Raw genomic sequence first — 22,579 nt, forward strand, 5'->3', positions numbered from 1 at the left:
TTGGTAACTTCCAGGGGGTACGGATGCGGAGATCGGGACATGACAGCGGTAGAGTGGACGCAGGCTCAGCGCGAGTCTTCGGCTTCTTTGCGCGCTGCACGGGTGAAATCAAGATCAGAACCCATGCGGACCTGCATCGGATGCCGCAGGCGAGAGCTGACCGTCGAACTGTTGCGGATCGTCGCCCGGGAAACCGCGGTGATTCCCGATCCGCGGCACAGACTGCCCGGAAGGGGTGCCTGGTTGCACCCCGTTTCGTCTTGTCTGAGCAATGCGGTTCGGCGCCGAGCATTCGGCAGAGCACTACGAGTGTCCGGACATCTGGATATCTCAGCCCTGGAGCATTACGTAGAGAACAGGCACGAGCACTCATGAGCACACCGTGAAGCACCAACGATGATCGGCCATCGGAAATAATCTGAGGTCGTGCGGGCCATCCCCACAAGGGTTGCCGCGCTCGACCTCTCAGTGAGGAGAGCAGTGGCAGGCAAGGCCCGCGTGCACGAGTTGGCGAAAGAACTCGGTGTCACTAGCAAGGAACTACTCGCAAGGCTCAAGGAGCAGGGCGAGTTCGTGAAATCGGCGTCGTCGACGGTGGAGGCCCCCGTCGCACGTCGCCTGCGTGAGTCCATGACGCCCAAGAGCACCCCGGCGAATGGCGCCGCGAAGCCGGCATCCGGCACCCCCGGCGGTCAGTCGCCGCGTCCGGCTGCCAAGCCGAACCCGGGTGCGAGCTCGGGACCGCGTCCCGGCGCACCCCGTCCGTCCGCACCGGCTCCGGCGCCCGCGCCGGTTCAGGCCCAGACCCCGGCTCCGGCCGCCCCGAAGCCCGTCGCCCAGCCCGAGCAGACCGCCCCCGCGGCCGCCGCTCCGGCTCCGGCCGTGCGCCCGGGTCCGTCCATCAAGCCCGGTCCGGCCCCCAAGCCGGCCGTGCCCGAAACCCCCGCTGCCCCAGCGGCTTCCGCGGCTCCGGCCCCGGCTCCCGCCCCGCAGCAACAGGGTCAGCGCCCCACCCCGGGTGCTCCCCGTCCGGCGCAGCCCGCGCCGCGTCCGGCGCAGCAGGCCGGTGGCCAGGCTCCGACCCCGGGCGCTCCGCGTCCCGCGGGCCCGAAGCCGGGTCCCAAGGCCCCGCGCGTCGGTAACAACCCCTTCTCCTCCGCTCCCGAGCGTCCCGCGCCGCGTCCGGCTCCCGGTCAGGGCGGTCCCCGCCCGGCTCCGGGCCAGGGTGGCCCGCGTCCGGGTCCCGGCCAGGGCCCGCGCCCGGGTCAGGGTCAGAGCGGTCCGGGTCAGGGTGGTCCGCGCCCCGGTGGCGCCGGTCGTCCGGCTCCCGGTCAGGGTGGTCCGCGTCCGGCCGCCGGTCAGGGCGGTCCCCGTCCCGGTGGCCCGCGTCCGAGCCCCGGCTCGATGCCGCCTCGCCCGAACCCGGGTGCGATGCCGTCGCGTGCCGCGCGTCCGGCTCCCGGTGGCGGTCGTCCCGGTGGTCCGGGTCAGGGTGGTCCGCGTCCCGGTGGCGGCGCAGGTCGTCCGGCCGGTGCCGGTGGTCCGTACCGCGGTGGCCAGGGCGGTGCCCCGGGTACCGGTGGAGCTCCGGGTGCCGGTGGCGCTGCCGCGGGTGGTTTCCGCGGTCGTCCCGGCGGTGGCGGCGGTGGCCGTCCCGGTTCCGGTGGTGGTCGCGGCGGTGCCGCGGGTGCCTTCGGTCGTCCCGGTGGCGCGCCCCGCAAGGGTCGTAAGTCGAAGCGGGCGAAGCGCGCCGAGTACGAGAGCATGCAGGCTCCCGCCGTCGGTGGCGTGCGTCTGCCCCGCGGCAACGGCGAGATCATCCGTCTCGCCCGTGGCGCGTCGCTGTCCGATTTCGCCGAGAAGATCGGCGCCAACCCGGCCTCGCTGGTACAGGCGCTGTTCAACCTCGGTGAGATGGTCACCGCTACCCAGTCGGTGAACGAGGAGACCCTCGAGCTGCTGGGTTCGGAGATGAACTACGTGGTTCACGTGGTCTCCCCGGAGGACGAGGACCGCGAGCTGCTCGCCAACTTCGACCTCACCTACGGCGAGGACGAGGGCGACGAGGACGATCTGCAGATCCGTCCGCCGGTGGTGACCGTCATGGGTCACGTCGACCACGGTAAGACCCGACTGCTGGACACCATCCGTAAGGCGAACGTCCGTGAGGGCGAAGCCGGCGGTATCACCCAGCACATCGGCGCCTACCAGGTGCTGTCCGAGGTCAACGGCCTCGACCGGCTCATCACCTTCATCGATACCCCGGGTCACGAGGCGTTCACCGCCATGCGTGCCCGTGGTGCCAAGGCCACCGATATCGCGATCCTCGTGGTCGCGGCCGATGACGGCGTCATGCCGCAGACGGTGGAGGCCATCAACCACGCGCAGGCCGCTGATGTGCCGATCGTGGTGGCGGTCAACAAGATCGATAAGGAAGGCGCGAATCCGCAGAAGATTCGCCAGCAGCTGACCGAATACGGTCTGGTCGCCGAGGAGTACGGCGGCGAGACCATGTTCGTCGACATCTCGGCCAAGCAGGGCACCAATATCGACTCCCTGCTCGAGGCCGTCGTGCTGACCGCGGATGCCACCCTGGATCTGCGGGCCAACCCGGACATGGACGCGCAGGGTGTGGCCATCGAAGCCCACCTGGACCGCGGTCGCGGCCCGGTCGCCACCGTCCTCATCCAGCGCGGCACGCTGCGCGTGGGTGACTCGATCGTGGCGGGCGACGCCTACGGTCGTGTGCGCCGCATGGTCGACGAGCACGGCGACGACGTCGTGGCGGCCCTGCCGTCGCGTCCCGTCCAGGTCATCGGTTTCACCTCGGTGCCGGGTGCGGGTGACAACCTGCTCGTGGTCGAGGAAGACCGGATCGCGCGTCAGATCGCCGATCGCCGCAACGCTCGCAAGCGCAACGCCCTGGCCGCGCGCAGCCGCAAGCGGATCTCCCTGGAAGATCTGGATGCCGCTCTGAAGGAGACTTCGGAGCTGAACCTGATCCTCAAGGGCGACAACTCCGGTACCGTCGAGGCCCTCGAAGAGGCGCTGCTCGGTATCGATGTCGGCGACGAGGTGCGTCTGCGCGTCATCGACCGCGGTGTCGGTGGCGTCACCGAGACCAACGTCAACCTGGCGTCGGCCTCGAACGCGATCATCATCGGGTTCAACGTCCGTGCCGAGGGCAAGGCGACCGAGCTGGCGAACCGCGAAGGCGTGGACATTCGCTACTACTCGGTCATCTACCAGGCGATCGACGAGATCGAGAAGGCCCTCAAGGGTCTGCTCAAGCCGATCTACGAAGAGGTCGAGCTGGGTCGGGCGGAAATCCGCCAGATCTTCCGCTCCTCCAAGTTCGGCAATATCGCCGGTTGCTGGGTTACCAGCGGTTCGGTCAAGCGCAATGCCAAGGCGCGTCTGCTGCGTGACAACGTAGTGGTCGCGGAGACGGTGACCATCGCGTCGCTCCGTCGTGAGAAGGATGACGCCACCGAGGTTCGTGAAGGCTACGAATGCGGTATGACGTTGACCTACAACGACATTCGCGAGGGTGACATCGTCGAGGCCTACGAGCTGCGGGAAAAGCCGCGCGACTAGGAGCAGTACGCGATCCCGCCGGGCCCCTCGGGTCCGGCGGGGTTGTGCCCCTTTCCCATCCGGGTAACACACGCGCATTTCCCGGGGCGCGTTCATATGACTGAAAAGCTGTTTTTCGGAGCGCTCGAGTTCGATATCTTGCTCGGTGATGTGCATTCACTGAAGGAGAAGCGCTCCGTCCTTCGCCCGATCATCGCCGACCTGCGCAGGTTCGAGGTCAGCGTCACCGAGGGCGGAGATCATGACCGGTATCGCCGGACACTGGTAGGTGTGGCCATGGCCAGCTACGGCATGAATCACCTGACCGAAGTGCTGGACAAGTGTGAACGGCATGTCGCCAATCGTCCGGAGTTACAGTTGCTGGCGGTACGCCGCCGCGTCTTCGGACCCGAAGACTGAATCTATCCAGTGAGGAGGGCACGGCCATGGTGGATCAAGCCAGGGCACGCCGACTCGCCAAGCGGATCTCCTCGATCGTGGCTACGGCCATCGAGTACGAGATCAAGGATCCGCGGCTGCGTTTCGTCACCATCACCGATACCAAGATGACCGGTGATCTGCGAGAAGCCACCGTCTACTACACGGTGATGGGGGAAACCCTCGACACCGAACCCGATTACACCGAAGCGGCCGCGGGTCTGGAGAAGGCCAAGGGCATTCTCCGTTCCAAGGTCGGCGCGGGTACCGGGGTGAAGTTCACCCCGATCCTGTCATTCCAGCTCGACATGGTTCCGACCGCCGCGAAGGAGATGGAGGAGCTGCTGGCCCGCGCCCGCGCCGCCGACGCTCGGGTCGCCCAGGTCGCGGTGAACGCCAACTATGCGGGTGATGTCGATCCGTACAAGAACGACGACGATACGGACGACGAAGACTGACCTGCGGTCTCCGGACCGGGAGGAGACGCCGGTGACCGAACCGGTCGACCTGTCCGAGGCGGTGTCGATTCTCGACACCGCCCGATCGGTGACGGTGCTGTGCCACGTACAGCCCGACGCCGATACCATCGGCAGCGGACTCGCCCTGGGTCTGGTGCTGCGCCGGCGCGGTGTGCCGGTGCGGGTGTCGTTCGCCGAGCCCGCCGAACTACCGGTGTCCATGCGGTCGCTGCCCGGTACCGAACTATTGGTTGCGCCGGAACAGGTTCCGCGTGCGGTGGACGTGCTGGTCACGGTCGACTGCGGCAGTGCGGGGCGGCTCGGCGCGCTCAAGGATCGGCTCGACGGTGCGCGCATCACCTTGGTGCTGGACCATCATCGGTCCAATACCCGGTTCGGTGCGGTCAATGTCATCGATGAGAATGCCGAATCCACAGCGGGATTGATCGCCCGGGTGCTCGATGCCTGGGGCGAACCCATCGATCGCGATGTGGCGCACTGTCTTTATGCCGGGCTGGTCACCGATACCGGGTCCTTCAAATGGGCGCGGCCCGGCTCGCACGCGCTGGCCGAGCGGCTGCTGGCCACGGGTATCGATGGGGCGGGCATCACCCGCACGCTCATGGACACCCATCCCTTCCAGTGGTTGCCCATGCTGTCCCGGGTGCTCGGCTCCGCGCAGCTCGATCGTGCGGCGGCCGGGGGCGCGGGGCTGGTCTATGTCTTCGTGCGCCGGGAGGACACCGTTGGGGTGCGCTCGGAAGAGGTCGAGAGCATTGTCGATCTGGTGCGCACGACCGCGGAGGCGCAGGTCGCGGCGGTCTTCAAGGAATGCCGGGGCGAATCCGAGCACTGGACCGTCTCACTGCGCTCACACGATGCCGCCGATGGCGGTCTCGGCGTGGATGTCTCCAAGGTCGCGACCGCGCTCGGCGGTGGCGGACATCGTTATGCCGCAGGCTATTCCAGCGTCGGTACGCCGGAGCGACTGGTCGCGGCGCTGCTGGCGGAACTGGGCTGACGCGTCGCCGAGCTCGGTTACGGTGTGGCCCAGCCGAGTTCGGCTGACATGAACCCGGCCGGGTTCGGCCGATATGAGCGCAGCCGAACCCGGGTGACGGGCCCTGTCTGTCAGTCGTGCAGGCCGTCGATGACCACACCCTTCCCGGCTTCCACGCGATAGCCGAAGGTGATGGTCGACTGGGCTTGCGGTGCGAGCTCGAGTTTCCAGGTGAGGATGCCGAGATCGCCGCGTTCGGCCGGTTGCGGTTTGGCGGTGGTCTCGCGGACGGTGACGGCGGCATCGCGGGCAACCGGGAGGCGATCGAGCACCGTGACGTTCGCGGTGCGGCCGGTGTGGTTGCTCACGGTGATCGCGTACTCGGTTTCGATGCGCCGCGCCGAGCCGAGGGTGGCCTTGGAAGCGTTGCGGCGCACCAGTTCTCGTTCGACCCGAATGCGATCGTCCACGCCCAGGGCCAGTTCGCGCTCTTCGCCCGGAGCCCAGGTGTCGAGGTGGGTGGCCCCGACGAATTCGGATTCGTGGAACAGCGCGGCCCGGCCGGACGGCAGGGTGTGCTCGGAGGTATTGCGCGCGGTGGCGCGCAGCACCGCTTCCAGGGCCTGCACCGGCGCCGTCACATGGTCCAGCTCGGCCTCGAGGTCGAGCGCGGTGATGACCGTGCGGTGGTCGGTACCGTCCGAGGCCACCGCGACAGCCCGCTGTGGCGTGTAGGTCGCGGCGGTGACGCCGTGTTCGACCTCGGCCACGGATTCGCGAATCGGCGCCGCCTTGCGCGCCATGGCCGGTGGCGCCGCCGGTGCGGGCGCGCCGTAGCCGACCGGCACCGCGTCCATCGACGCGCCGCCCGCCACCATGGACCGCATCACCGGCCGCGGTATCTCCACACCGATGAACCAGGGATCGAGTTCGGGCACGTCGAGCGCCCGGGCGGGCCGGGCCGTGGACAGTTGCAGACGGCATTCCGGCCAATCCTCGCCGGTGCGCTGTTCCACCAGGCCGAACCAGCGCAGCGTCAGGCCCGCATCGGTGAGGCGCAGGTCGTAGCTCGAGCTCCAGCTCGCGCCGAGCACGACATAGGAGATATCCAGATCCACGGTCACGGCCTGTGCCGCTTCGACGGTGATGATCGCGACCTCGGTATCGGTGCGATTCTTACCGCGCAGATCGCCGAGCTGCCGCTGTGCCGCCTGCTGTTCGCGAATATGCCGCTGCCGCAGCTTATCTCGCTCACGACGCGCGGTATTGACGGTCTCGTACTGCGCTTCGAGATCGTCGACGAACGCGCTGACCCGTCCACTGTCCGCCGCGGCGAGCGATTCCGCCGAACGCCGGGCGAGCCTGTCCAGGAAGACGATTCGCGCATCGGCCGCGCGATCGGAGTCGCCGAGCGCGGTGATCGCCACCTCGAGTTCGCGAATGCGTTCCTCCAGTGCCGCGACCTGCTCATCGGTCACCGCGATCTGCCGCTCGGTCGTGATGTCGACCCCGAGCACCACCACCTCGCCCTGGCCCGCCACCCGAATCGAATCCCGCAGCAGATCCCGCGGTAGCGGCGCGACCCGTATCCGGTGTTCGCCCGCGGGCACCTCCACCTTGCCGGATCGCGTCACCCGCGCCCGATCGGGATAGACGGTGACCGCGGTGATGGCAGTGTCGAGTGAGATCATGCCCCCAGCCTGCCTCGAGTCGGCGGCTCCGCGCACGGGCTTTCCGGGCGGAACCGGGCGGGTGGCGCGGTGATCAATTCCGCAGCGCCCGTTCGATCATCGGCCAGGAGTCGTGCAGATCCTGCTGCCAGTAGCCCCACGAGTGCGTGCCGACCGGGCGCAGGTTGAAGGTGGCCGGGATGCCGAGGTCGTCCAGGCGGTCGCGCAGGGCATGCGCGCATTGCGCGGTGATGGCTTCGAGGAAGCCGCCGCTGGTGAGCTGGGCGAGCAGTTTCGGCGCGTTGCCGCGAATGCCGGGCGCGTCGAGGGTGTCCAGGGGTCCGGCCAGCCCGGTGCCGGTCGAGACGTAGATGGCGGTGCCGCGCAACTGTTCGGCGTGCAGGTACGGATCGTTGGCGAGCCAGGCGGGATCGTCCGGTGGACCCCACATATTGACCGGATTGCCGTGCCAGCGCACCACCACCGCGTCCACGAACAGGCGGCCGATCGGATCGCTGGTGCGGGCGCAGCCGCTGTACGCGCCGATGGCCCGGTAGCGGCCGGGCGCGTCCAATGCGAGCTGGAAGACCGAGGTTCCGGCCATGGAGATGCCCGCGATGGCGTTCGCGCCGCTGCCGTGCAGCGCGGAATCGATGATGGGCGGCAATTCCCGGGTGAGGAAGGTGCTCCAGCGCATGCGGCCCAGTAGCGGATCGTCGGCCTGCCAGTCGGTGAAGTAGCTGCCGTTGCCGCCCAGCGGGGTGACCACGGTGACCTGTTTGCCGCGGAAGAAGTCGACGATATCGGTCTGTTCGGGCCAGCTGCTGGCATCGGAGCCGCCGCCCGCGCCGTTGAGCAGATAGAGCACCGGGGCCGGGACCGAATCATCGGGTGCGCGAAGCACTTTCAGTGCGATATCGGTGTTCATGGCGGTGGAGTGCACGCGCAGATCGAGCAGGCCGTCCGGACTCTCGGCCGCCGTGAGCAGACTGGAACCGTCGGGTGCGGGCCGCGCGGATTCCAGTGCCGCGGCGGGTGTGCTCGGTTCCGCGTGTGCGGGGACCCCGGCACCCAGCCAGGGGATAGCCATGGCCAGAACGAGCGCGGTGAGCGGGCCTGCCGAATGCACCCTGGACCTCCGATTGCCGCGGATGGGGACGGACGGCTGGTGACGTTAGGTCGAATCCGATTCCCGGACAACGCGGATCGGCAAACTTTGGGAGACCATCCGGGCGTGGCGGACTCGGCTTGGGAATGGTCACAGACTTTGGCTGCGGTGCTGGTCAGAGCGTGGGCGGGTGGCGTTCACTCGAAAACCTGATTCATCAGGGAAGTGGAATCGAGGTCATTCATGGTCGCGTTCGGACTCTTCGGCGACTGGCAGCCCGGTCTCGGGCGGCTCACCACCTGGACGGCGTCGCCCGCCGCCCGGGCCGCGATGCGGCGGGCGCCCGCGTACGAGGTCGGACCGTCGTATCAGCAGCAGACCTATCTGCGCGCGACGCATCGCAATTCCAGGGTGGGACTGCGGGTTTCGCGGTTGTGCATGATCTCGTTCGATCTGCCCGGGCAGCCGGACGCGCGAGCGCTGAACGCCGCCCTGACCGCCTTCCTGCGCAGGCACGACACCTTCAGCAGCTGGTTCGAACTGGAGCCGGACGGTCGGATCGTGCGGCATGTCGGCGAACCGGAGATGATCGAGCTCGCCGCCACCGACCACGGCGAGTTCACCGATCTCGTGGAGTTGCGCGAACGGGTGCAGGCCGAAACGCCGGGACCGTTCGAATGGGATTGCTTCTCGTTCGGCGTCATCGAGCGATCCGAGTCGTTCACGCTGTACGCCGCGGTGGACCACCTGCACACCGACGGTGTGGCGCAGGCGCTTTCGTGCGTGGATCTGCTGCTGCTATATTTCGCCGAACTGTCCGGTAACCCCGCCGAACTGCCACCGGTGAGCGGTCATATCGACTATTGCGCGCGGGAGCGGCGCATCAACGAGCGGCTCAGTCTGGAGTCGCCCGAGGTCTGGCAGTGGCTGGATCTGCTGCGGCACAACGGCGGTGACGTCCCGCGCTTCCCGCTCGAATTGGGTGGCGGCGGATATGCCCGGGGCGCACAGCAGACGCTGCCGCTGCTGCGCGAATCCGAGATGCTGCGATTCGAGCAGGTGTGCGCCGAGCACGGCGGGAGGTTCCTGGGCGGACTGTTCGCCGCGGCCGCGCTGGCGGAGTTCGAATTGGCGGGCCGGGAAACATATTTCGGCCTCTCCCCGGCCAATACCCGTTCCCTGCCCGGTGAGTCGGCATCGGTGGGCTGGTACACCAACCTCATCCCGGTGGAGATTCCGGTGCGGGCCGAGGACAGTTTCACCTCCCTGGTGGGGACGGCGCAGCGGGCGACCGAACGGGCCAAGGACCTCACCGATGTATCCCTGCACCGGGTACTGGAATTGGTGACGCCGGACCTCGGCATCCGGGTCACGCCGGGCTTCACCGCGCCGATGGTGTCCTATGTCGACGTCCGCAAGATGGCGGGGGCGGATCTGTTCGACGCCATCAAGGGCGGGCTGTTCGGCAGTGAGGCCAGTGCGGGCGAAGTGTTTTTGTGGGTCAACAGGTTTCACGATGTGACCACGCTGACGCTGCTGTTCCCCGATACGGTGCAGGCGCATGCATCGGTGGTGCGCTATGTGCGGACGCTGACCGCGATCATCAGCGCGGTGGTCGCCGACGGGGACTACGCGGTGCGGGTCCCGGCGCTGTCATGACGGCCGGGATCACCGGCCGCGCCGCGGAATCGGCGCTCCGCCCGGGCGCGTGGATCGCCCTGGCCGCATGCCTGATAGCGGTGTTCATGCAGATGCTGGACCTGACCATCGTGCATACCGCCATGCCCGCGGTGGCGCTGGATCTGCGCGCGGACGGACCCGCCGAACTGCTCATCGTGAGCGTGTACGGGCTGACCTTCGCGTGCACACTGCCCACCGCGGCCCGGCTCGGTGATCTACTGGGGCGGCACGCGGTGTTCACGACCGCCCTGTCCGCGTTCGCGGCGGCATCGGTCTGGTGTGGAACAGCTTCCAGCGCAACGGAATTAGCGCTCGCCCGGGGATCGGCGGGGATCGCGGCCGCGCTGGTCTCCGCGCAGACCATCGCGATCATCACCGGGGAATTCCCGGAGCGACTGCACGCCACCGTCTTCGGTATCTACGGTGCGATCGCCGGATTGGCGGGTATGGCCGGGCCGCTGCTGGGCGGTGCGCTGGTGGACGCCGACGCGTTCGGATTGAGCTGGCGCACCGTATTCCTCATCAATATCCCGCTGGCCGGAATCGCGATGGCGCTGGCGCACCGGCACCTCGATATCGTCGCGGACGCGCCGGGCACTCGTCCGCGCCGGTCAGTGCGCCGCCGGGGCGAACGCTGGGTGCTGGTGCTTCACCAGCTCGATATCGGGGGTGCGGTGCTGTCCGCGGTGGGACTCGGGTTGCTGGTGTATCCGCTCACCTTCGGCAGGGCGCTGGGCTGGCCGCCGATAACCCTTGTGCTGCTGGGGCTTTCGATACCCGTGCTGGCGTTCTTCGGATGGGGACAATATCGCCGTGCCGCACGGGGCGTCGAGCCGCTGGTGCGACTGGAGCTGTTCGGCGATCGCGGGTTCGCCGTGGGGTCGGTGCTCACCGCGATGTTCTACGGGGTGTTCACGGCGCTGCTGTTCACCGTCTCGGTCGCGGTGCAGTCCGGCCTGGGGTGGTCGGCCTCGCGGGCGGGCCTGGTCATGCTGCCCTTCGCGGTCGGAGCCGTGGCCGGTGCGCTGTCCTCGCCGATTCTGATGGCGCTGTGGGGAACTCGGGCGCTCACCGTGGGGGTGACGGTATTCGCGGTCGCGCTGGGGGCGATCGCGAGCACCGTGCACGCCGCCGGGCCCGCGCTGGATATTCGCGAACTGGCGGGTCCGGTGCTGGCGGCCGGAGCCGGTATGGGCTGGTTCGCCGCACCCCTGCCCGCGGTGATGCTGGCCAGGGTGGTCGATCGCGCTACCGGATCGGCCTCGGGAATCGTGCCCACGGTGCAGCAGATCGGCAGCGCACTGGGGGTCGCGGTGCTGGGTACGGTGTTCTTCACCCGAGCCGCGGCAGGGACCTATCTCGCGGCGATCACCACGGTGCTCTGGGTAATGGCGGGACTGGCCGCGCTATTGGCGGTAGTCACGCTCGCACTGCCCCGGCGGCAGCCGTGATCGCCCGCCGCGCAGGGAATCTCGCGGACAACATCGCCGCACGCGGCACCGGGGCCGATGCCGAACCTCGTTCCATGCCGGAAATGGCGAAGGTGAGCGCTCCGCGGTCCGATACGGCGGCGGAGAATCCGCCGCACGGTCGCGATGCGGCCGCGGATACGCGTCCCGAATCCGAGACATCGGCGGATTCCCTGGGGCCCGTCGAGTCCTCACCGCCGCATTCATCGACTTCGGTTGCCGGGATTCCGTCGGCGGCGGGGACTGGAGCGGAGCGTGTGCCGCCTGCCTTACCGGGTGGACAGCGGTGCGGGCGGCGAGATGAGCTGTCGCCGTGGGATGTCCGTGGTGCGGTGGTGATCTCGGGGGTCGCGGCGTTGCTTCTGTGGCTGCGGGCGGGGCGGTACGGGTATTTCGGTGACGAGCTGTATTTTCTGGCGGCGGGGCGGCGGATCGCGGCCGGGTATGCGGATCAGGGGCCGGTGTTGCCGCTGCTGGCGCGGGCGGCGGATTGGGTTGCGCCCGGATCGGTTACGGTGCTGCGGTTGCCCGCCATCGCGTGCGGGGTGGCGGCGATCTGGGTGTGTGCGGGGGTGGCGCGGGAGTTCGGGGGTGGGCGTCGGGCGCAGCGGCTGGCGGCACTGGGGTGGGCCACGAGTCCGTTTCTGATCACCGCCGCCGCGAGCCTGTCCACCTTCGCCATCGATGCCACACTGTCGGCGGTGCTGCTCTGGATAGTGGTGCGCTGGTGCCGAACTCGCGATGATCGGCTGTTTCCGGCCGCTGCGGCCGTGGCGGTGCTGGCTCTTCAGGTGAAGCCCCTGTTACCGGTGCTCGTTAGCGGAATCGCGCTTGGCGTAGCGGTTTTCGGGCCGCGGCCGCTGTTCCGGCGGGCGGCGCTGTGGGCGGCGCTGGTGGTGGTCGCGCTGTCCGTCGTGCCGAGCCTGTGCTGGCAGGCGGGCCACGGCTGGCCGCAATTGGCGATGGGGTCCGTCATCGCGGATGAGCAGCGGGCGGCGACGGGCGGACTCGCCGGATTGCCGATTCAAGTGGCGCTATTGCTCGGTGTACTGGGGACGCCGCTGGCCCTCGCCGGAGCGTGGGCGCTGTTCCGAATGCCCGCGCTGCGCGCCTACCGATTCGCCGGTGTGGCCGTACTGGTGCAGGCGCTGTTCGTGCTGGTCACGGTATCTCGGCCCTACTATCTGGCCGGATTGTTCCCGGTGCTGCTGGCGGCGGGCGCGATGTGGTGGGAGCGGTACGAACATCGGAGATGGTGGCGCGCGATCCGCGTGACGGCGGCCGCATCGGCCGGTATCGCGCTGGCCGTGGTCCTGATACTTCCGCTGTCGGCCTTCCGGCTGGATGATCCGACCGATACCCAGCGCGCGCTGTCCGCCCGCATGCGCCTGTACGGCGTCGACGGCTGGTCGGAACTCGTTGCCACCGTGGACTATCAGGTCCGGCGGCTGACTCCGCGCGAACGTGCGAATACCGTGCTGATCACCCAGAATTATTGGCAGGCAGCGGCGCTCGATCAGCTCGGCGCGGAGCTGCCGCCGGTGTACAGCCCGAATCGGGGGTTCGCGTACTTCGGGATGCCGCCGCCGACCGCGACCACCGTGCTCTATATCGGCGCTGATTCGGCGGAATCCACACTGCACGGCGCGTTTTCGGAGGTGCGGCCGCTGTCGCGGCTCGATGCCCCGCTCGGATTTCCGGGCATCACCAGACATGTCGTGCTGTGGCGCTGTGACCATCCGAACCGGCCGTGGCAACAGATCTGGCCGGTATGGCACACCACCGCACTCGATTCGGGCGAAGGGACAACATGATGATCCACTGGAAGGGTTTGGCCGACATCACCTGGTTTCACCGGGAGTGGTCGTTGCCGGAGCTATTGGAGCACAAGGGCGGTCGCACCGTATCGGTTGTGCTGCCCGCATTGAACGAGCAGGCGACCATCGCGGGCGTACTGGCGTCGATCCGGCAGCTGGTGGGCACACTAGTGGACGAACTCGTGGTCATCGACTCCGGATCCGAGGACGACACCGTGCGCATCGCCCGATCCGCCGGGGCCACAGCGGTATTCACGCGTGAGGAGGCGCTGCCCGACCTGCCCACCCGGCCCGGTAAGGGGGAGGTGCTGTGGCGATCGCTCGCGGTGACCACCGGTGATCTCATCGTCTTCGTGGATTCGGATCTGCTCGAACCGAGTCCGCGTTTCGTGCCCGCGCTGCTCGCGCCGCTGCTGCTGGGTGAGGGCGTCGAATTGGTGAAGGGCTACTACCGCCGTCCGCTGGAACTGGACCCGACCGGTGATGTGGACGGCGGCGGCCGCATCACCCAGCTGGTGGCCCGCCCGCTGCTCACCGCGCTCGCGCCCGAACTCGGCGATATCCTGCAACCGCTCGGCGGCGAATACGCCGCGACCCGAGATCTGTTGCACGGCATACCTTTCGCGCCCGGCTACGGCGTGGAGATCGGCATTCTGCTCGATGCCTGGCAGCGGCACGGCGCCGCCGCCATCGCGCAGGTGGATCTGGGCACCCGCAGACACCGCAATCGCCCCACCCACGAATTGGCGGAGATGAGCCGCCAGGTCATCGCGACCCTGCTGGACCGGCTCGGCATCTGCGATTCGGGTGTCGGCCTGGCCCGCTACCGCCCGGAGGGCGCCACCTGGCATCGCAGCGTCGGCACGGTATCGCTCGCCGACCGCCCACCCATGGCGACCACCCGCCCGCTGGCGGGAGTTACCCACCCCGGCTGGGTCGAGAGCCGCCCCAGCCGCGGCATCCGATGATGCCCCCGCCTATCGAGATCGCCAACTGCTGACTCGAGGTTGCCGCGCTCCCCACTCATGTCAGGGCCCTATGGGAGGGTGGCTGCATGGCGGAGACCGAGGTGGGGGTGGCGGCGGTGCAGGCGGGGCCGGGGCGGATTCTCGGGATCGCGGTGCCGACCCTCGGAGTCTTGGTTGCCGAACCGGTGTACCTCCTCTTCGATATGGCTGTTGTGGGGCGGCTCGGGGCGCTGGCCCTCGCGGGGCTGGCGGTCGGCGGATTGATTCTGGCGCAGGTGAGTTCGCAGTTGACGTTCCTGAGCTACGGGACGACCGCGCGGGCGTCGCGGCGGCACGGGGCGGGGGATGAGCGTGGGGCGATTGTCGAAGGCGTGCAGGCCAGCTGGCTCGCGGCAGGGGTCGGCATCGCGATTGTCGCCGTGCTGCAAGTCTTCGCGGGTCCGGTGACCCGAGCCATCGCGGGCGGCGACGAAATCGCACCCGGTGCCGAGTCGTGGTTGCGGATCGCGCTGTTCGGTGTCCCGCTGATTCTGCTGTCCATGGCCGGAAATGGCTGGATGCGCGGCGTGCAGCAGACGCGCAGACCGCTGCTGTATGTGGTTGCCGGGCTGGCGCTTTCGGGCGTGATGTGCCCGGTGCTTGTGCACGGCCTGCTCGGTGCGCCACGGCTCGAGCTGGAGGGTTCCGCCGTGGCGAATGTGGCCGGGCAGGTGGTGACGGCGTCGCTGTTCGTGGCTGCGCTGGTGGCGTCGCGGGTACCGCTCGCACCGCATATCGCGATCATGAAGGCGCAGTTGGTGCTCGGCCGCGATCTGATCGCCCGCAGTCTGGCCTTCCAAGCCTGCTTCGTATCCGCCGCCGCGGTGGCCTCCCGCTTCGGGGCGGCCTCGGTGGCCGCGCATCAGCTGGTCCTGCAGCTGTGGAATTTCCTGGCGCTGACCCTGGATTCGCTGGCGATCGCGGCGCAGACCCTGGTGGGTGCGGCACTGGGCGCTGGAAACGCCAGGGGCGCACAGGGTTTGGCGCGGCGCATCACCGCATGGTCGACGATCTTCGCGCTACTGCTGGCCGCCGTCTTCGCCGCCGGGTACGCGGTGATCCCGAACCTGTTCACCACCGATCCCTCGGTACTGGATCGCACCCACGTGGTGTGGTGGTTCTTCGTCGGCATCATTCCCATCGCGGGCGTGGTGTTCGCCCTGGACGGCGTCTTACTCGGCGCGGGTGATGCCGCGTTTCTGCGCAATGCCACGCTGGGTTCGGCGCTGCTCGGCTTCCTGCCCGCGATCTGGCTATCGCTGGCCTATGACTGGGGCATCGCCGGAATCTGGACCGGCCTGGTCGCTTTCATGGTGCTGCGCCTGATCGCGGTGTCCGCGCGCGCCCTGTCCGGCAAGTGGGCGCGCGTCGGCGCGGAGGTGCCGGGGCGGCTCGCCTAACCCTGTTCGGCCGCCCGCCGGGCCAGATTCTCGGCGACCTCGGCCTCCCAGTTCTCATTGGCGTGCGTGGTGTCCACCTCGAATTCGAAGCGGGCCGTCATCTCGGGCTTGATATCGGCGACATCCACATAGAACTGCTCGTACCAGCGGCGATGCTGATACACCGGTCCGTCCTCCTGGGTGAGCAGCGGATTGTCGATGCGCGTCTTGTGTTTCCAGATCTCGACGTCCTGCAGGAAGCCGACGCCGAAGCTCTTGCCGAACGCCTTGGCCAGCGATGCCGATTTGGCGGGCGGCAATCCCTCGATGCGCTGCACGCTCACACCCCACTGCAGCATGAACGAATTGTGCGTCACCGGATAGTGGCAATTGATCAGCGCCACTTCGACGGTCCGCTCACCGAAGTCGTTGTGCAGATAGTTGATCATGTACGACGGCCCGAAATACGAAGCCTCCGAACGCAATAGCTGCATCTCGGTGGAATAGTTCGAGGCCGTGTGCACATCCGGCCGCCCCTTGGAGTGCAGGAACTGCGTCGCCACATGCCCTTCGAACACATTCTTGAAGAACACCGGATAGGCGTAGTGGATATAGAAGAAGTGCGCCATATCCACGTTGTTGTCGATGATTTCGCGGCAGTGCGCGCCCTCGATCAACAGCGAATTCCAGTTCCACTCACTCCACAGATCGGTACCCATCCCCTCGATATGCGGTATCGCGACCTCGGGCTGCGGCGGATTGCCCTCGGGATCGTTCCAGACGAAGAACTGCCCGTTCTCCTCGCAGGTGGCCCACGATCGCGTCTTGGCCAGCGGCGGCACCCGGCGCGCGTAAGGGATTGCGGCGCAACGCCCGTCGCCGCGCCAACGCCAATCGTGGAAGGGGCAGGCGATATTGTCGTCCTTCACGCTGCCGTAGGACAGGTCCGCGCCCATATGGCGGCAGTAGCCGTCGAGCGCGTGCAACTCGCCTTTGCTGTCCGACCAGATCACGATCTTGGTGCCGAATGCCTCGATCGAGTGCGGTTGTCCGTCCCGGAAGCTTTCGGCCAGTCCGAGGCAGTGCCAGCCGCGTGCGAAGCGGGTCATGGGCTGTCCGACATCGATGCTGCGATACTGCATGAGCCGAGATTAAGCATCCGCGCTTAAGTTGTGAAGCGTTTTCGCTTAATCCTTATGGCGGCGAACGATCACCCGCGCGGGCCGGACGGATCGAGCGGCAATGGTCAGCCCGGGTTGCAGCACGCTGTCCACGGTGCGATCGGCCTCCGGATCGGCCGTGGCCGTCACATCGGCGGCCTCCATGGTCAATGCGTCGAACCCGGCACCGGCGACGGGACTGACGATCTGCCCGCCGCGACCGGTCAGCAGCCGTTCCACCCGGCCCGCGAAGGTCTCGAAGGCGGCCTGTTCGGTCTCGGAATGCGCGGTGGCGGCCAGCGACAGCGCATCCCCGTACAGCGCGAACAGTTCCACCACCAGCGGTACGTCCGCACCAGCGCGCTCGCGCTGGGCTCGCGCCTTGGCGTCATCGGCCAGGCGCTCCAGGGTGTTCGCCTGCCGGGCGATCACCCTGGTCAGATCGTCGATGCGCTCGGCCAGCACGCCCGTGCCGTCCGCGTCGCGTTCGGGTGCTGGCCCGGTATCGCCGTCGCGATCGGGTTCGATTGCGCTGTCAGGGTTCCCGGTCGCCGCCGCGGGTTCGGTCATGCCCCGAACCTTAATCCCGATGGCCGGACATGGCTGCTACGATCGCCGCCATGGGGGTCTTCGGCATCGACCTGGGCACAACGAATTCGGCTATCGCGCGGATCGACGCGGACGGACGCCCGGAAATCCTGATCGGCATGAACGGGGAGCCGACGGTGCCCTCGGTGGTGCTGTTCGCCTCCGCCAACGACCATGTGGTGGGCGAGGGCGCGCGCAGGCAGTCGCGCCTGGATCCCGAGCATGTGTGCGCACTGGTGAAGCGACGCATGGGCGATGCCGAATGGCGCTTCATGGCGCACGGGCAGAGCTGGTCCGCGCCCGCGGTCTCCTCGCTGATCCTCAAGAGCCTGGCCGCCGATGCCGAATTCGGCGGTGGCGGCACCGTACAGCGCGTGGTCATCACCGTGCCCGCCTATTTCGGTGACGAGGAGCGGCGCGCGACCATTCAGGCCGGCACCTATGCCGGTTTCGATGTAGCCGGTGTGCTGTCCGAACCCATCGCCGCGGCGCTGTCCTACGGTTTCGGCCGCCTGGACGGCAGCATCGATATCGGCAAGTCCGGCGGTCGCGAGACCGTGCTGGTGTACGACCTGGGCGGCGGCACCTTCGACGCCACGGTGATCGAACTGTCCGATCGGCGCATCGCGGTGCTCGCGGTCGAGGGTGATCATCAGCTCGGCGGCGCGGATTGGGATGAGCGCATCGCCCTGCACCTGTCCCAGCAGTTCTGCGCCGCCAACCCGGATGCCGAAGACCCGCTGGATGATTCGGCCGGATCGCAGATGCTGGTGCTGGCCGCCGAACGCGCCAAACACGAACTCAGCGAGGCCGAGCAGACCGAGGTGCTGGTCGCGCACGACGGTGCGCGCGCGGTGATCACACTGACCCGCGCCGAGCTGGAGGCCATGACGGCCTCGCTCATGCGCCGCACGCTCGATCTCACCAAGGCGTGCCTGGCCGCGGCCGGACAGCGCGGGGTCGGTCAGGTGGATCGGGTGCTGCTGGTCGGCGGTTCCTCGCGAATGCCCATGGTGGCGAATCAACTTCAGCGGGAACTCGGCCTGGTCGGCGAGCTGCGCGATCCGGATCTCTCGGTGGCGCGCGGTGCCGCGCTGTACGGCGAGAAGCTGGAAATGGAACGCCTGGTCGTCGCCGATCTGGTGACGCGCGGCCGCCTGCGCGACGGTGCGGAATTGCGTGATGCCGATCCGCGCGAATTGGAGCAGTCGATCGCGCGGGTCGCCGCATCCTTCGGTCAGCCGGTGAGCCTGGTGCGGCGCATGCTGGAAATCCAGGTCGACACCGTGGTGTCGCGCGGATTCGGTGTGCTCGCGCTGGACAGTTACAACGGCCTGGCCGCGAGCTGGCTGGTGCACCGCAATCAAACGCTGCCCATCAAGGTGCGGCGCTCCTACGGCACCGTGCGCGCCGATCAGGATCAGATCGAGCTGACCATCGTGGAACAGCAGGGACAGGCCGCCTCGACCCGGCCCGAGGATTCGAAAATACTGGTGGAGGGGCGGATTCGGGATATTCCGCCCGGCTATCCGGCGGGCAGTGAAGTGCGGGTCACCTTCGAGATGGGCTTCGACGGTGTGCTGCACGTCACCGCCTATCACGTGGACGCCGATCTGCCCCTTGCCCTTTCGGTGCAGACCGGCGCGACGCTGTCGCAGGCCGATGTGGCCCGCGAACTGGATCAGCTGCAGCGCACGCGCCGCCGCGCCGTGTAGAACCAGAGCCATGCACGCCTTCGACCCGAACGACTATCGCAAGCGAGTGCTCGCCGCCGTGGAACGCCGCGGCGGCATCGAGGCGTCGGATGCGTTCGAGCTCTATGACATTCCGCTCGATGAGGCGGGCACGCTCGGCGATGCCGAAGTGCGTGCGCGCATCGAGGAAGTCTGGGGGTTCTGGCAGAAACAGCGCGACCACCCCAAATATCGGGTGCTGGCCGGGCTGCTGGTGGATGAGCACGATGAGCTCTCCGCACCGCTGCTGCACGCCTCCTCGCGCCGGGTGGAGGCCGAACGCGTGGAGCAGTTGCGCGAACGCCGCGATTCCGAGCGGTACGAGATGATCGATGCCGCCATCGACCGGCTGGTGCAGCGGCACGGCGGAATCCCGGCGGGCAAGGTGCCCGGGCTCGAAGATATCGGCAAGCTCAGCGGCCTGACCCCGGATCAGGTTCGTGCGCGCCTGCGCCGCCACCGCATCCTCGACGAGGCGGCAGCGCCCGCACCCGCCGCCACCGGTGTGAGTCCGCAACGGCGGCAGCAGATTCGCAAACTGCTCGCCGAATACGACCGCCTGCTTCCGGGCGAACCGGTGCCCACCCTGCTCGCGCTGCTGGGCCTGGACTTCACAAAGGCCCGCCAAGCCGGTGAAATCCATTTGCGCGCAGAGGCTTTGCGCGCACGCACACGTGAGCTCCCGCCGGGCCGCGTCCGCGTCGTGCTCGATGAACTACTCGTCCACGTCAGCGACCTGCTCGAGGGTGACGCTGTCGTGGACGACTACCTCCGGGCCATCATCGACGATGCCACCGATCTGCTCCGCCCCCAGGTTCGCGCCGCGGTCCTGGTCGAAGACAGCCTGGTGGCAGGGGATTACGAATTCCTCGTCGGTGAGGCCATCGCCGCCGGAGTCGATCGCGCCGCCGCCGAGAAGATCATCCTCGCCCTGGCAGCCGAACTCGGCACCACGGTCGAGGGCAAGGACGTGCCCTCGAATTCCGCTCCCGCCCAACAGGGTTCCGGCACACCGCCGATTTCCTTCGCACGCCCGGACCGCACCGGCGGCACGACGCGCTCCAGCGGTTCGGAGCATTCCGATGCGGCGCAGGGCGGTTCCAACTATCGGCGGGTGCCGCCGCTGCCACCCCCGCCGCCCGCGCGGGCATGGGAAGAGCCGTTGAAAGCGGCTCGGGCGGCGCTGCGGGCGGGACATCCGCTCGCGGCGAAAGATCATGTGGCACAGGCGCAGCGGTACGTGGGCGCGGACAGCGCCGGGACCACGGCGGTGCGACCGGTCGCCGAACTCGTGGAGCGGGTGCTGGCGGAGGCGGCGACGCATTGGCGCGGTGCCACGACCGCGAGTGCGGGTAAGCGATTCATGGAGGCGCTCGGGCATCTGGAATATCTGGAACGTTCCGCCTCCGATATCCCCAATCCCGACGGTCGCGGTCCCGCTCTGGAACAGCTACTGGCACAGGCGCGTTCGGCGCTCGCCGAGGCCGACCGCCTGTTCGCGGCAGCGCCGCCCGCGCCCGCTGCCGCACGAATGCGGGCGCTGCGAGCGGTTTTCGAGGTGTGCGCGGATCATGCGGGCACCGTCGCCGCACTCACGGACCTGCCTGTCGAAGCGCCCGGCCCGGTGACCGCCACCCGCCAGCCCGACGGCACCGTGGTGATCACCTGGTCGCCGTCCGCGACCGAAGAGGTCGAATACCGCGTCACCCGTGTACAACCCGATGGATCCGCGCGAGTGGTGGGCCGCACCCGCGGCACCACTCTCGAGGACGGCGCGGCAGGCACCGGTGCGATCCCCGTCTACGGCGTGGTCGCGTCGGTGGCAGGCCGGGCCTCGGAGATGACTCGCTCGGAAACCGGCGCACATGCGGGTTCGGGCGGTCGGGCAGGCTCGGACGGTCAAGTGCACTCCGATGGTCAGCCCGGCTCGTTCGGCCGGGTGCGTCCGAATGGTCAGGCGAGCCAGGGCGGTCCGCACGGCGGGGCGAGTCCGGCCGCCGCCACCGACACCGCCCCCGGCGGCATGCCGACCGTCACCGCACTGTCCGAGCGCGCGGGGCTGCTCACCTTCACCTGGCCGGTGGGTATTACCGAGGTCATGGTGGTCGCCCGCGTCGACGCCCCGCCCCGCATTCCGGATGACCCCGAAGCCGATCGCAAGTGGAAGGTCACCAACACCCGCTACCAGATCGACGGCGGCGCGAAACTCCCCGTGGACCTGCCGCGCCCCTGTCACCTCGCCATCGCCTCCTGCCGCCGCGAACCCTCGGGAACCCTCACCGTCGCAGCCGGTTTCGCAGACATCGCCCGCATCCACCTGGACCGCTGACAGCCTCAGCCGGGGGGACCTGCGGCCCGCCGGGATGCGCATGGGAATCTGATGGGGGCCGCCGCCGTTACCGCGAAGGCTGGTCTCGACAGGAAGGGCGGAACTGCGTGATTCCGAAACTGATGGCGGTGAGCGACATCCATGTCGGTCATTCGGGCAATAAACCCGTGGTGGAGGGGATTCGGGCGGATTCTCCGGAGGACTGGCTGATTCTCGCCGGTGACGTGGGGGAGAAGACCGATGACTTCCGGTGGGCGCTGGAAACGCTGCGCCGCCAGTTCGCCAAGGTCATCTGGGTGCCCGGGAATCACGAATTGTGGACCACGGCAAAGGATCCCGTGCAGATGCACGGTGCGGGCCGGTACGACTACCTGGTGTCCATCTGCCGCGATCTCGATGTGCTGACCCCGGAGGATCCGTTCCCGGTGTGGACCGGTGCGGGCTCGGAGGAGTACGGCGGCGCGGTGACGCTGGTGCCGATGTTCCTGCTCTACGACTATTCGTGGCTGCCCGCGGGCACCACCACCAAGGCCGAGGGCCTGGCGCTGGCGCGCGAGCGCAATGTGGTGGCGACCGATGAGTTCCTGCTGTCCTCGGAGCCGTACCTGACCCGCGACGCCTGGTGTCATGCCCGCGTGCAGTACACCCAGCGCCGCCTGGACGCGCTGCCCGCGGACACCCCGGTGGTGCTGATCAATCACTTCCCGCTGCTGCGCGAGATCACCGATATGCTCTGGTACCCGGAGTTCGCGCTGTGGTGCGGCACCGATCTCACCGCGGATTGGCACACCAGTTACAACGTGGTCTGCTCGGTCTACGGGCATCTGCACATCCCGCGCACGACCTATCACGACGGTGTGCGCTTCGAAGAGGTCTCGCTCGGGTATCCGCGCGAATGGCAGCGCCGCGGTCTGCCGGAGAAGCTGCTCCGCCAGATCCTGCCGACGCCGGATTACGGCGACACCCTGAACGAGTGGGGTGGCCACTTCAAGATCACTCCCGAGATGCAGGCAGCCGCGCTGAAGATGCGCGAGGAAGCCCAGCGCCGCCGGGGTCTGGCCTAGTCGCGATCCGGGGACCCGGTATCGGCCCACCACCGGCCCGCATGTTGCGCTGACGTTGCTATCTCGTGTGCGTGCGAGCGTGCTCGGCATCGGGCGGCGATGA

17 protein-coding genes are annotated in these 22,579 nt (G+C 68.3%); 13 read left to right on the forward strand and 4 right to left on the reverse strand.

Annotated elements, in window-relative coordinates; all coding sequences use genetic code 11:
- The first annotated feature begins 123 nt into the window (after window positions 1-123).
- From AB0L82_RS04510 to AB0L82_RS04530, 5 genes are all read left to right on the forward strand, one after another.
- The gene (locus tag AB0L82_RS04510) at window positions 124-375 is read left to right on the forward strand and encodes a YlxR family protein (RefSeq protein WP_364630924.1); all 252 of its coding nucleotides are present in this window, start codon (window positions 124-126) and stop codon (window positions 373-375) included.
- A gap of 105 nt (window positions 376-480) precedes the next feature.
- Complete coding sequence (gene infB / locus AB0L82_RS04515) at window positions 481-3,597, forward strand: translation initiation factor IF-2 (protein ID WP_364630927.1); 3,117 nt, start codon at window positions 481-483, stop codon at window positions 3,595-3,597.
- A 108-nt stretch (window positions 3,598-3,705) separates the two neighbouring features.
- Window positions 3,706-3,996 (forward strand): DUF503 domain-containing protein, encoded by a 291-nt coding sequence (locus AB0L82_RS04520; protein ID WP_364632768.1) that lies wholly within the window; start codon window positions 3,706-3,708, stop codon window positions 3,994-3,996.
- A gap of 26 nt (window positions 3,997-4,022) precedes the next feature.
- Window positions 4,023-4,472 carry a 30S ribosome-binding factor RbfA gene (gene rbfA / locus AB0L82_RS04525; RefSeq protein WP_364630930.1) on the forward strand — a complete coding sequence of 150 codons (450 nt, stop codon included), beginning with the start codon at window positions 4,023-4,025 and terminating at the stop codon, window positions 4,470-4,472.
- A 31-nt stretch (window positions 4,473-4,503) separates the two neighbouring features.
- Entirely contained in the window at window positions 4,504-5,493 is a 990-nt protein-coding gene (locus AB0L82_RS04530; RefSeq protein ID WP_364630933.1) for a bifunctional oligoribonuclease/PAP phosphatase NrnA, read from the forward strand.
- 110 nt (window positions 5,494-5,603) lie between these two features.
- Here the strand turns inward: AB0L82_RS04530 and AB0L82_RS04535 are convergent, their stop codons facing one another.
- Together AB0L82_RS04535 and AB0L82_RS04540 are read right to left on the reverse strand one after the other, a co-directional pair.
- Window positions 5,604-7,163 carry a DUF4139 domain-containing protein gene (locus AB0L82_RS04535; protein ID WP_364630936.1) on the reverse strand — a complete coding sequence of 520 codons (1,560 nt, stop codon included), beginning with the start codon at window positions 7,161-7,163 and terminating at the stop codon, window positions 5,604-5,606.
- Between the two features lie 73 nt (window positions 7,164-7,236).
- Complete coding sequence (locus AB0L82_RS04540) at window positions 7,237-8,232, reverse strand: alpha/beta hydrolase family protein (RefSeq protein WP_364632770.1); 996 nt, start codon at window positions 8,230-8,232, stop codon at window positions 7,237-7,239.
- Between the two features lie 261 nt (window positions 8,233-8,493).
- On the opposite strand from AB0L82_RS04540, the gene AB0L82_RS04545 reads away from it, so the two are divergent.
- The 5 genes from AB0L82_RS04545 (at window position 8,494) to AB0L82_RS04565 (ending at window position 15,623) form a co-directional block, all read left to right on the forward strand.
- Window positions 8,494-9,909, forward strand: coding sequence for a condensation domain-containing protein (locus AB0L82_RS04545; protein ID WP_364630939.1), 1,416 nt, complete (start codon window positions 8,494-8,496; stop codon window positions 9,907-9,909).
- Window positions 9,906-11,381: an MFS transporter gene (locus AB0L82_RS04550; protein ID WP_364630942.1), complete on the forward strand. Its 1,476-nt coding sequence runs from the start codon at window positions 9,906-9,908 to the stop codon at window positions 11,379-11,381. The genes AB0L82_RS04545 and AB0L82_RS04550 overlap by 4 nt, the downstream gene beginning before the upstream one ends.
- The gene (locus AB0L82_RS04555) at window positions 11,378-13,213 is read left to right on the forward strand and encodes a glycosyltransferase family 39 protein (protein WP_364630945.1); all 1,836 of its coding nucleotides are present in this window, start codon (window positions 11,378-11,380) and stop codon (window positions 13,211-13,213) included. The genes AB0L82_RS04550 and AB0L82_RS04555 overlap by 4 nt, the downstream gene beginning before the upstream one ends.
- The gene (locus AB0L82_RS04560) at window positions 13,213-14,184 is read left to right on the forward strand and encodes a glucosyl-3-phosphoglycerate synthase (protein ID WP_364630947.1); all 972 of its coding nucleotides are present in this window, start codon (window positions 13,213-13,215) and stop codon (window positions 14,182-14,184) included. The genes AB0L82_RS04555 and AB0L82_RS04560 overlap by 1 nt, the downstream gene beginning before the upstream one ends.
- Window positions 14,185-14,270: 86 nt before the next feature.
- Window positions 14,271-15,623 carry an MATE family efflux transporter gene (locus AB0L82_RS04565; protein WP_364630950.1) on the forward strand — a complete coding sequence of 451 codons (1,353 nt, stop codon included), beginning with the start codon at window positions 14,271-14,273 and terminating at the stop codon, window positions 15,621-15,623.
- Here AB0L82_RS04565 and AB0L82_RS04570 read toward each other — a convergent pair.
- A complete protein-coding gene (locus AB0L82_RS04570; protein WP_364630953.1) occupies window positions 15,620-16,744 on the reverse strand; it encodes a Rieske 2Fe-2S domain-containing protein in 1,125 nt (374 codons plus the stop codon). The genes AB0L82_RS04565 and AB0L82_RS04570 overlap by 4 nt on opposite strands.
- Window positions 16,745-16,789: 45 nt before the next feature.
- Entirely contained in the window at window positions 16,790-17,332 is a 543-nt protein-coding gene (gene grpE, locus AB0L82_RS04575; protein WP_364630956.1) for a nucleotide exchange factor GrpE, read from the reverse strand.
- A gap of 50 nt (window positions 17,333-17,382) precedes the next feature.
- Between grpE and AB0L82_RS04580 the strand changes: the two genes are divergently transcribed.
- From AB0L82_RS04580 to AB0L82_RS04590, 3 genes are all read left to right on the forward strand, one after another.
- Window positions 17,383-19,065: an Hsp70 family protein gene (locus AB0L82_RS04580; protein ID WP_364632772.1), complete on the forward strand. Its 1,683-nt coding sequence runs from the start codon at window positions 17,383-17,385 to the stop codon at window positions 19,063-19,065.
- A gap of 10 nt (window positions 19,066-19,075) precedes the next feature.
- Complete coding sequence (locus tag AB0L82_RS04585) at window positions 19,076-21,412, forward strand: Ig-like domain repeat protein (protein ID WP_364630959.1); 2,337 nt, start codon at window positions 19,076-19,078, stop codon at window positions 21,410-21,412.
- A gap of 107 nt (window positions 21,413-21,519) precedes the next feature.
- Window positions 21,520-22,476 (forward strand): metallophosphoesterase, encoded by a 957-nt coding sequence (locus AB0L82_RS04590; protein ID WP_364630961.1) that lies wholly within the window; start codon window positions 21,520-21,522, stop codon window positions 22,474-22,476.
- Window positions 22,477-22,579 lie beyond the last annotated feature (103 nt).

The sequence above is a fragment of the Nocardia sp. NPDC052001 genome (assembly GCF_040680615.1).
In the GTDB taxonomy this organism is placed as follows: Bacteria; Actinomycetota; Actinomycetes; order Mycobacteriales; family Mycobacteriaceae; genus Nocardia.

What these genes read in the sequence shown, in the direction of transcription:
- AB0L82_RS04510 (WP_364630924.1), top strand. Translation starts at nt 124, where the DNA reads ATGCGGACCTGCATCGGATGCCGCAGGCGAGAGCTGACCGTCGAACTG.
- rbfA (WP_364630930.1), top strand. Translation starts at nt 4,023, where the DNA reads ATGGTGGATCAAGCCAGGGCACGCCGACTCGCCAAGCGGATCTCCTCG.
- AB0L82_RS04535 (WP_364630936.1), bottom strand. Translation starts at nt 7,163, where the DNA reads ATGATCTCACTCGACACTGCCATCACCGCGGTCACCGTCTATCCCGAT.
- AB0L82_RS04540 (WP_364632770.1), bottom strand. Translation starts at nt 8,232, where the DNA reads ATGGCTATCCCCTGGCTGGGTGCCGGGGTCCCCGCACACGCGGAACCG.
- AB0L82_RS04545 (WP_364630939.1), top strand. Translation starts at nt 8,494, where the DNA reads ATGGTCGCGTTCGGACTCTTCGGCGACTGGCAGCCCGGTCTCGGGCGG.
- AB0L82_RS04550 (WP_364630942.1), top strand. Translation starts at nt 9,906, where the DNA reads ATGACGGCCGGGATCACCGGCCGCGCCGCGGAATCGGCGCTCCGCCCG.
- AB0L82_RS04560 (WP_364630947.1), top strand. Translation starts at nt 13,213, where the DNA reads ATGATCCACTGGAAGGGTTTGGCCGACATCACCTGGTTTCACCGGGAG.
- AB0L82_RS04565 (WP_364630950.1), top strand. Translation starts at nt 14,271, where the DNA reads ATGGCGGAGACCGAGGTGGGGGTGGCGGCGGTGCAGGCGGGGCCGGGG.
- AB0L82_RS04570 (WP_364630953.1), bottom strand. Translation starts at nt 16,744, where the DNA reads ATGCAGTATCGCAGCATCGATGTCGGACAGCCCATGACCCGCTTCGCA.
- grpE (WP_364630956.1), bottom strand. Translation starts at nt 17,332, where the DNA reads ATGACCGAACCCGCGGCGGCGACCGGGAACCCTGACAGCGCAATCGAA.
- AB0L82_RS04580 (WP_364632772.1), top strand. Translation starts at nt 17,383, where the DNA reads ATGGGGGTCTTCGGCATCGACCTGGGCACAACGAATTCGGCTATCGCG.
- AB0L82_RS04585 (WP_364630959.1), top strand. Translation starts at nt 19,076, where the DNA reads ATGCACGCCTTCGACCCGAACGACTATCGCAAGCGAGTGCTCGCCGCC.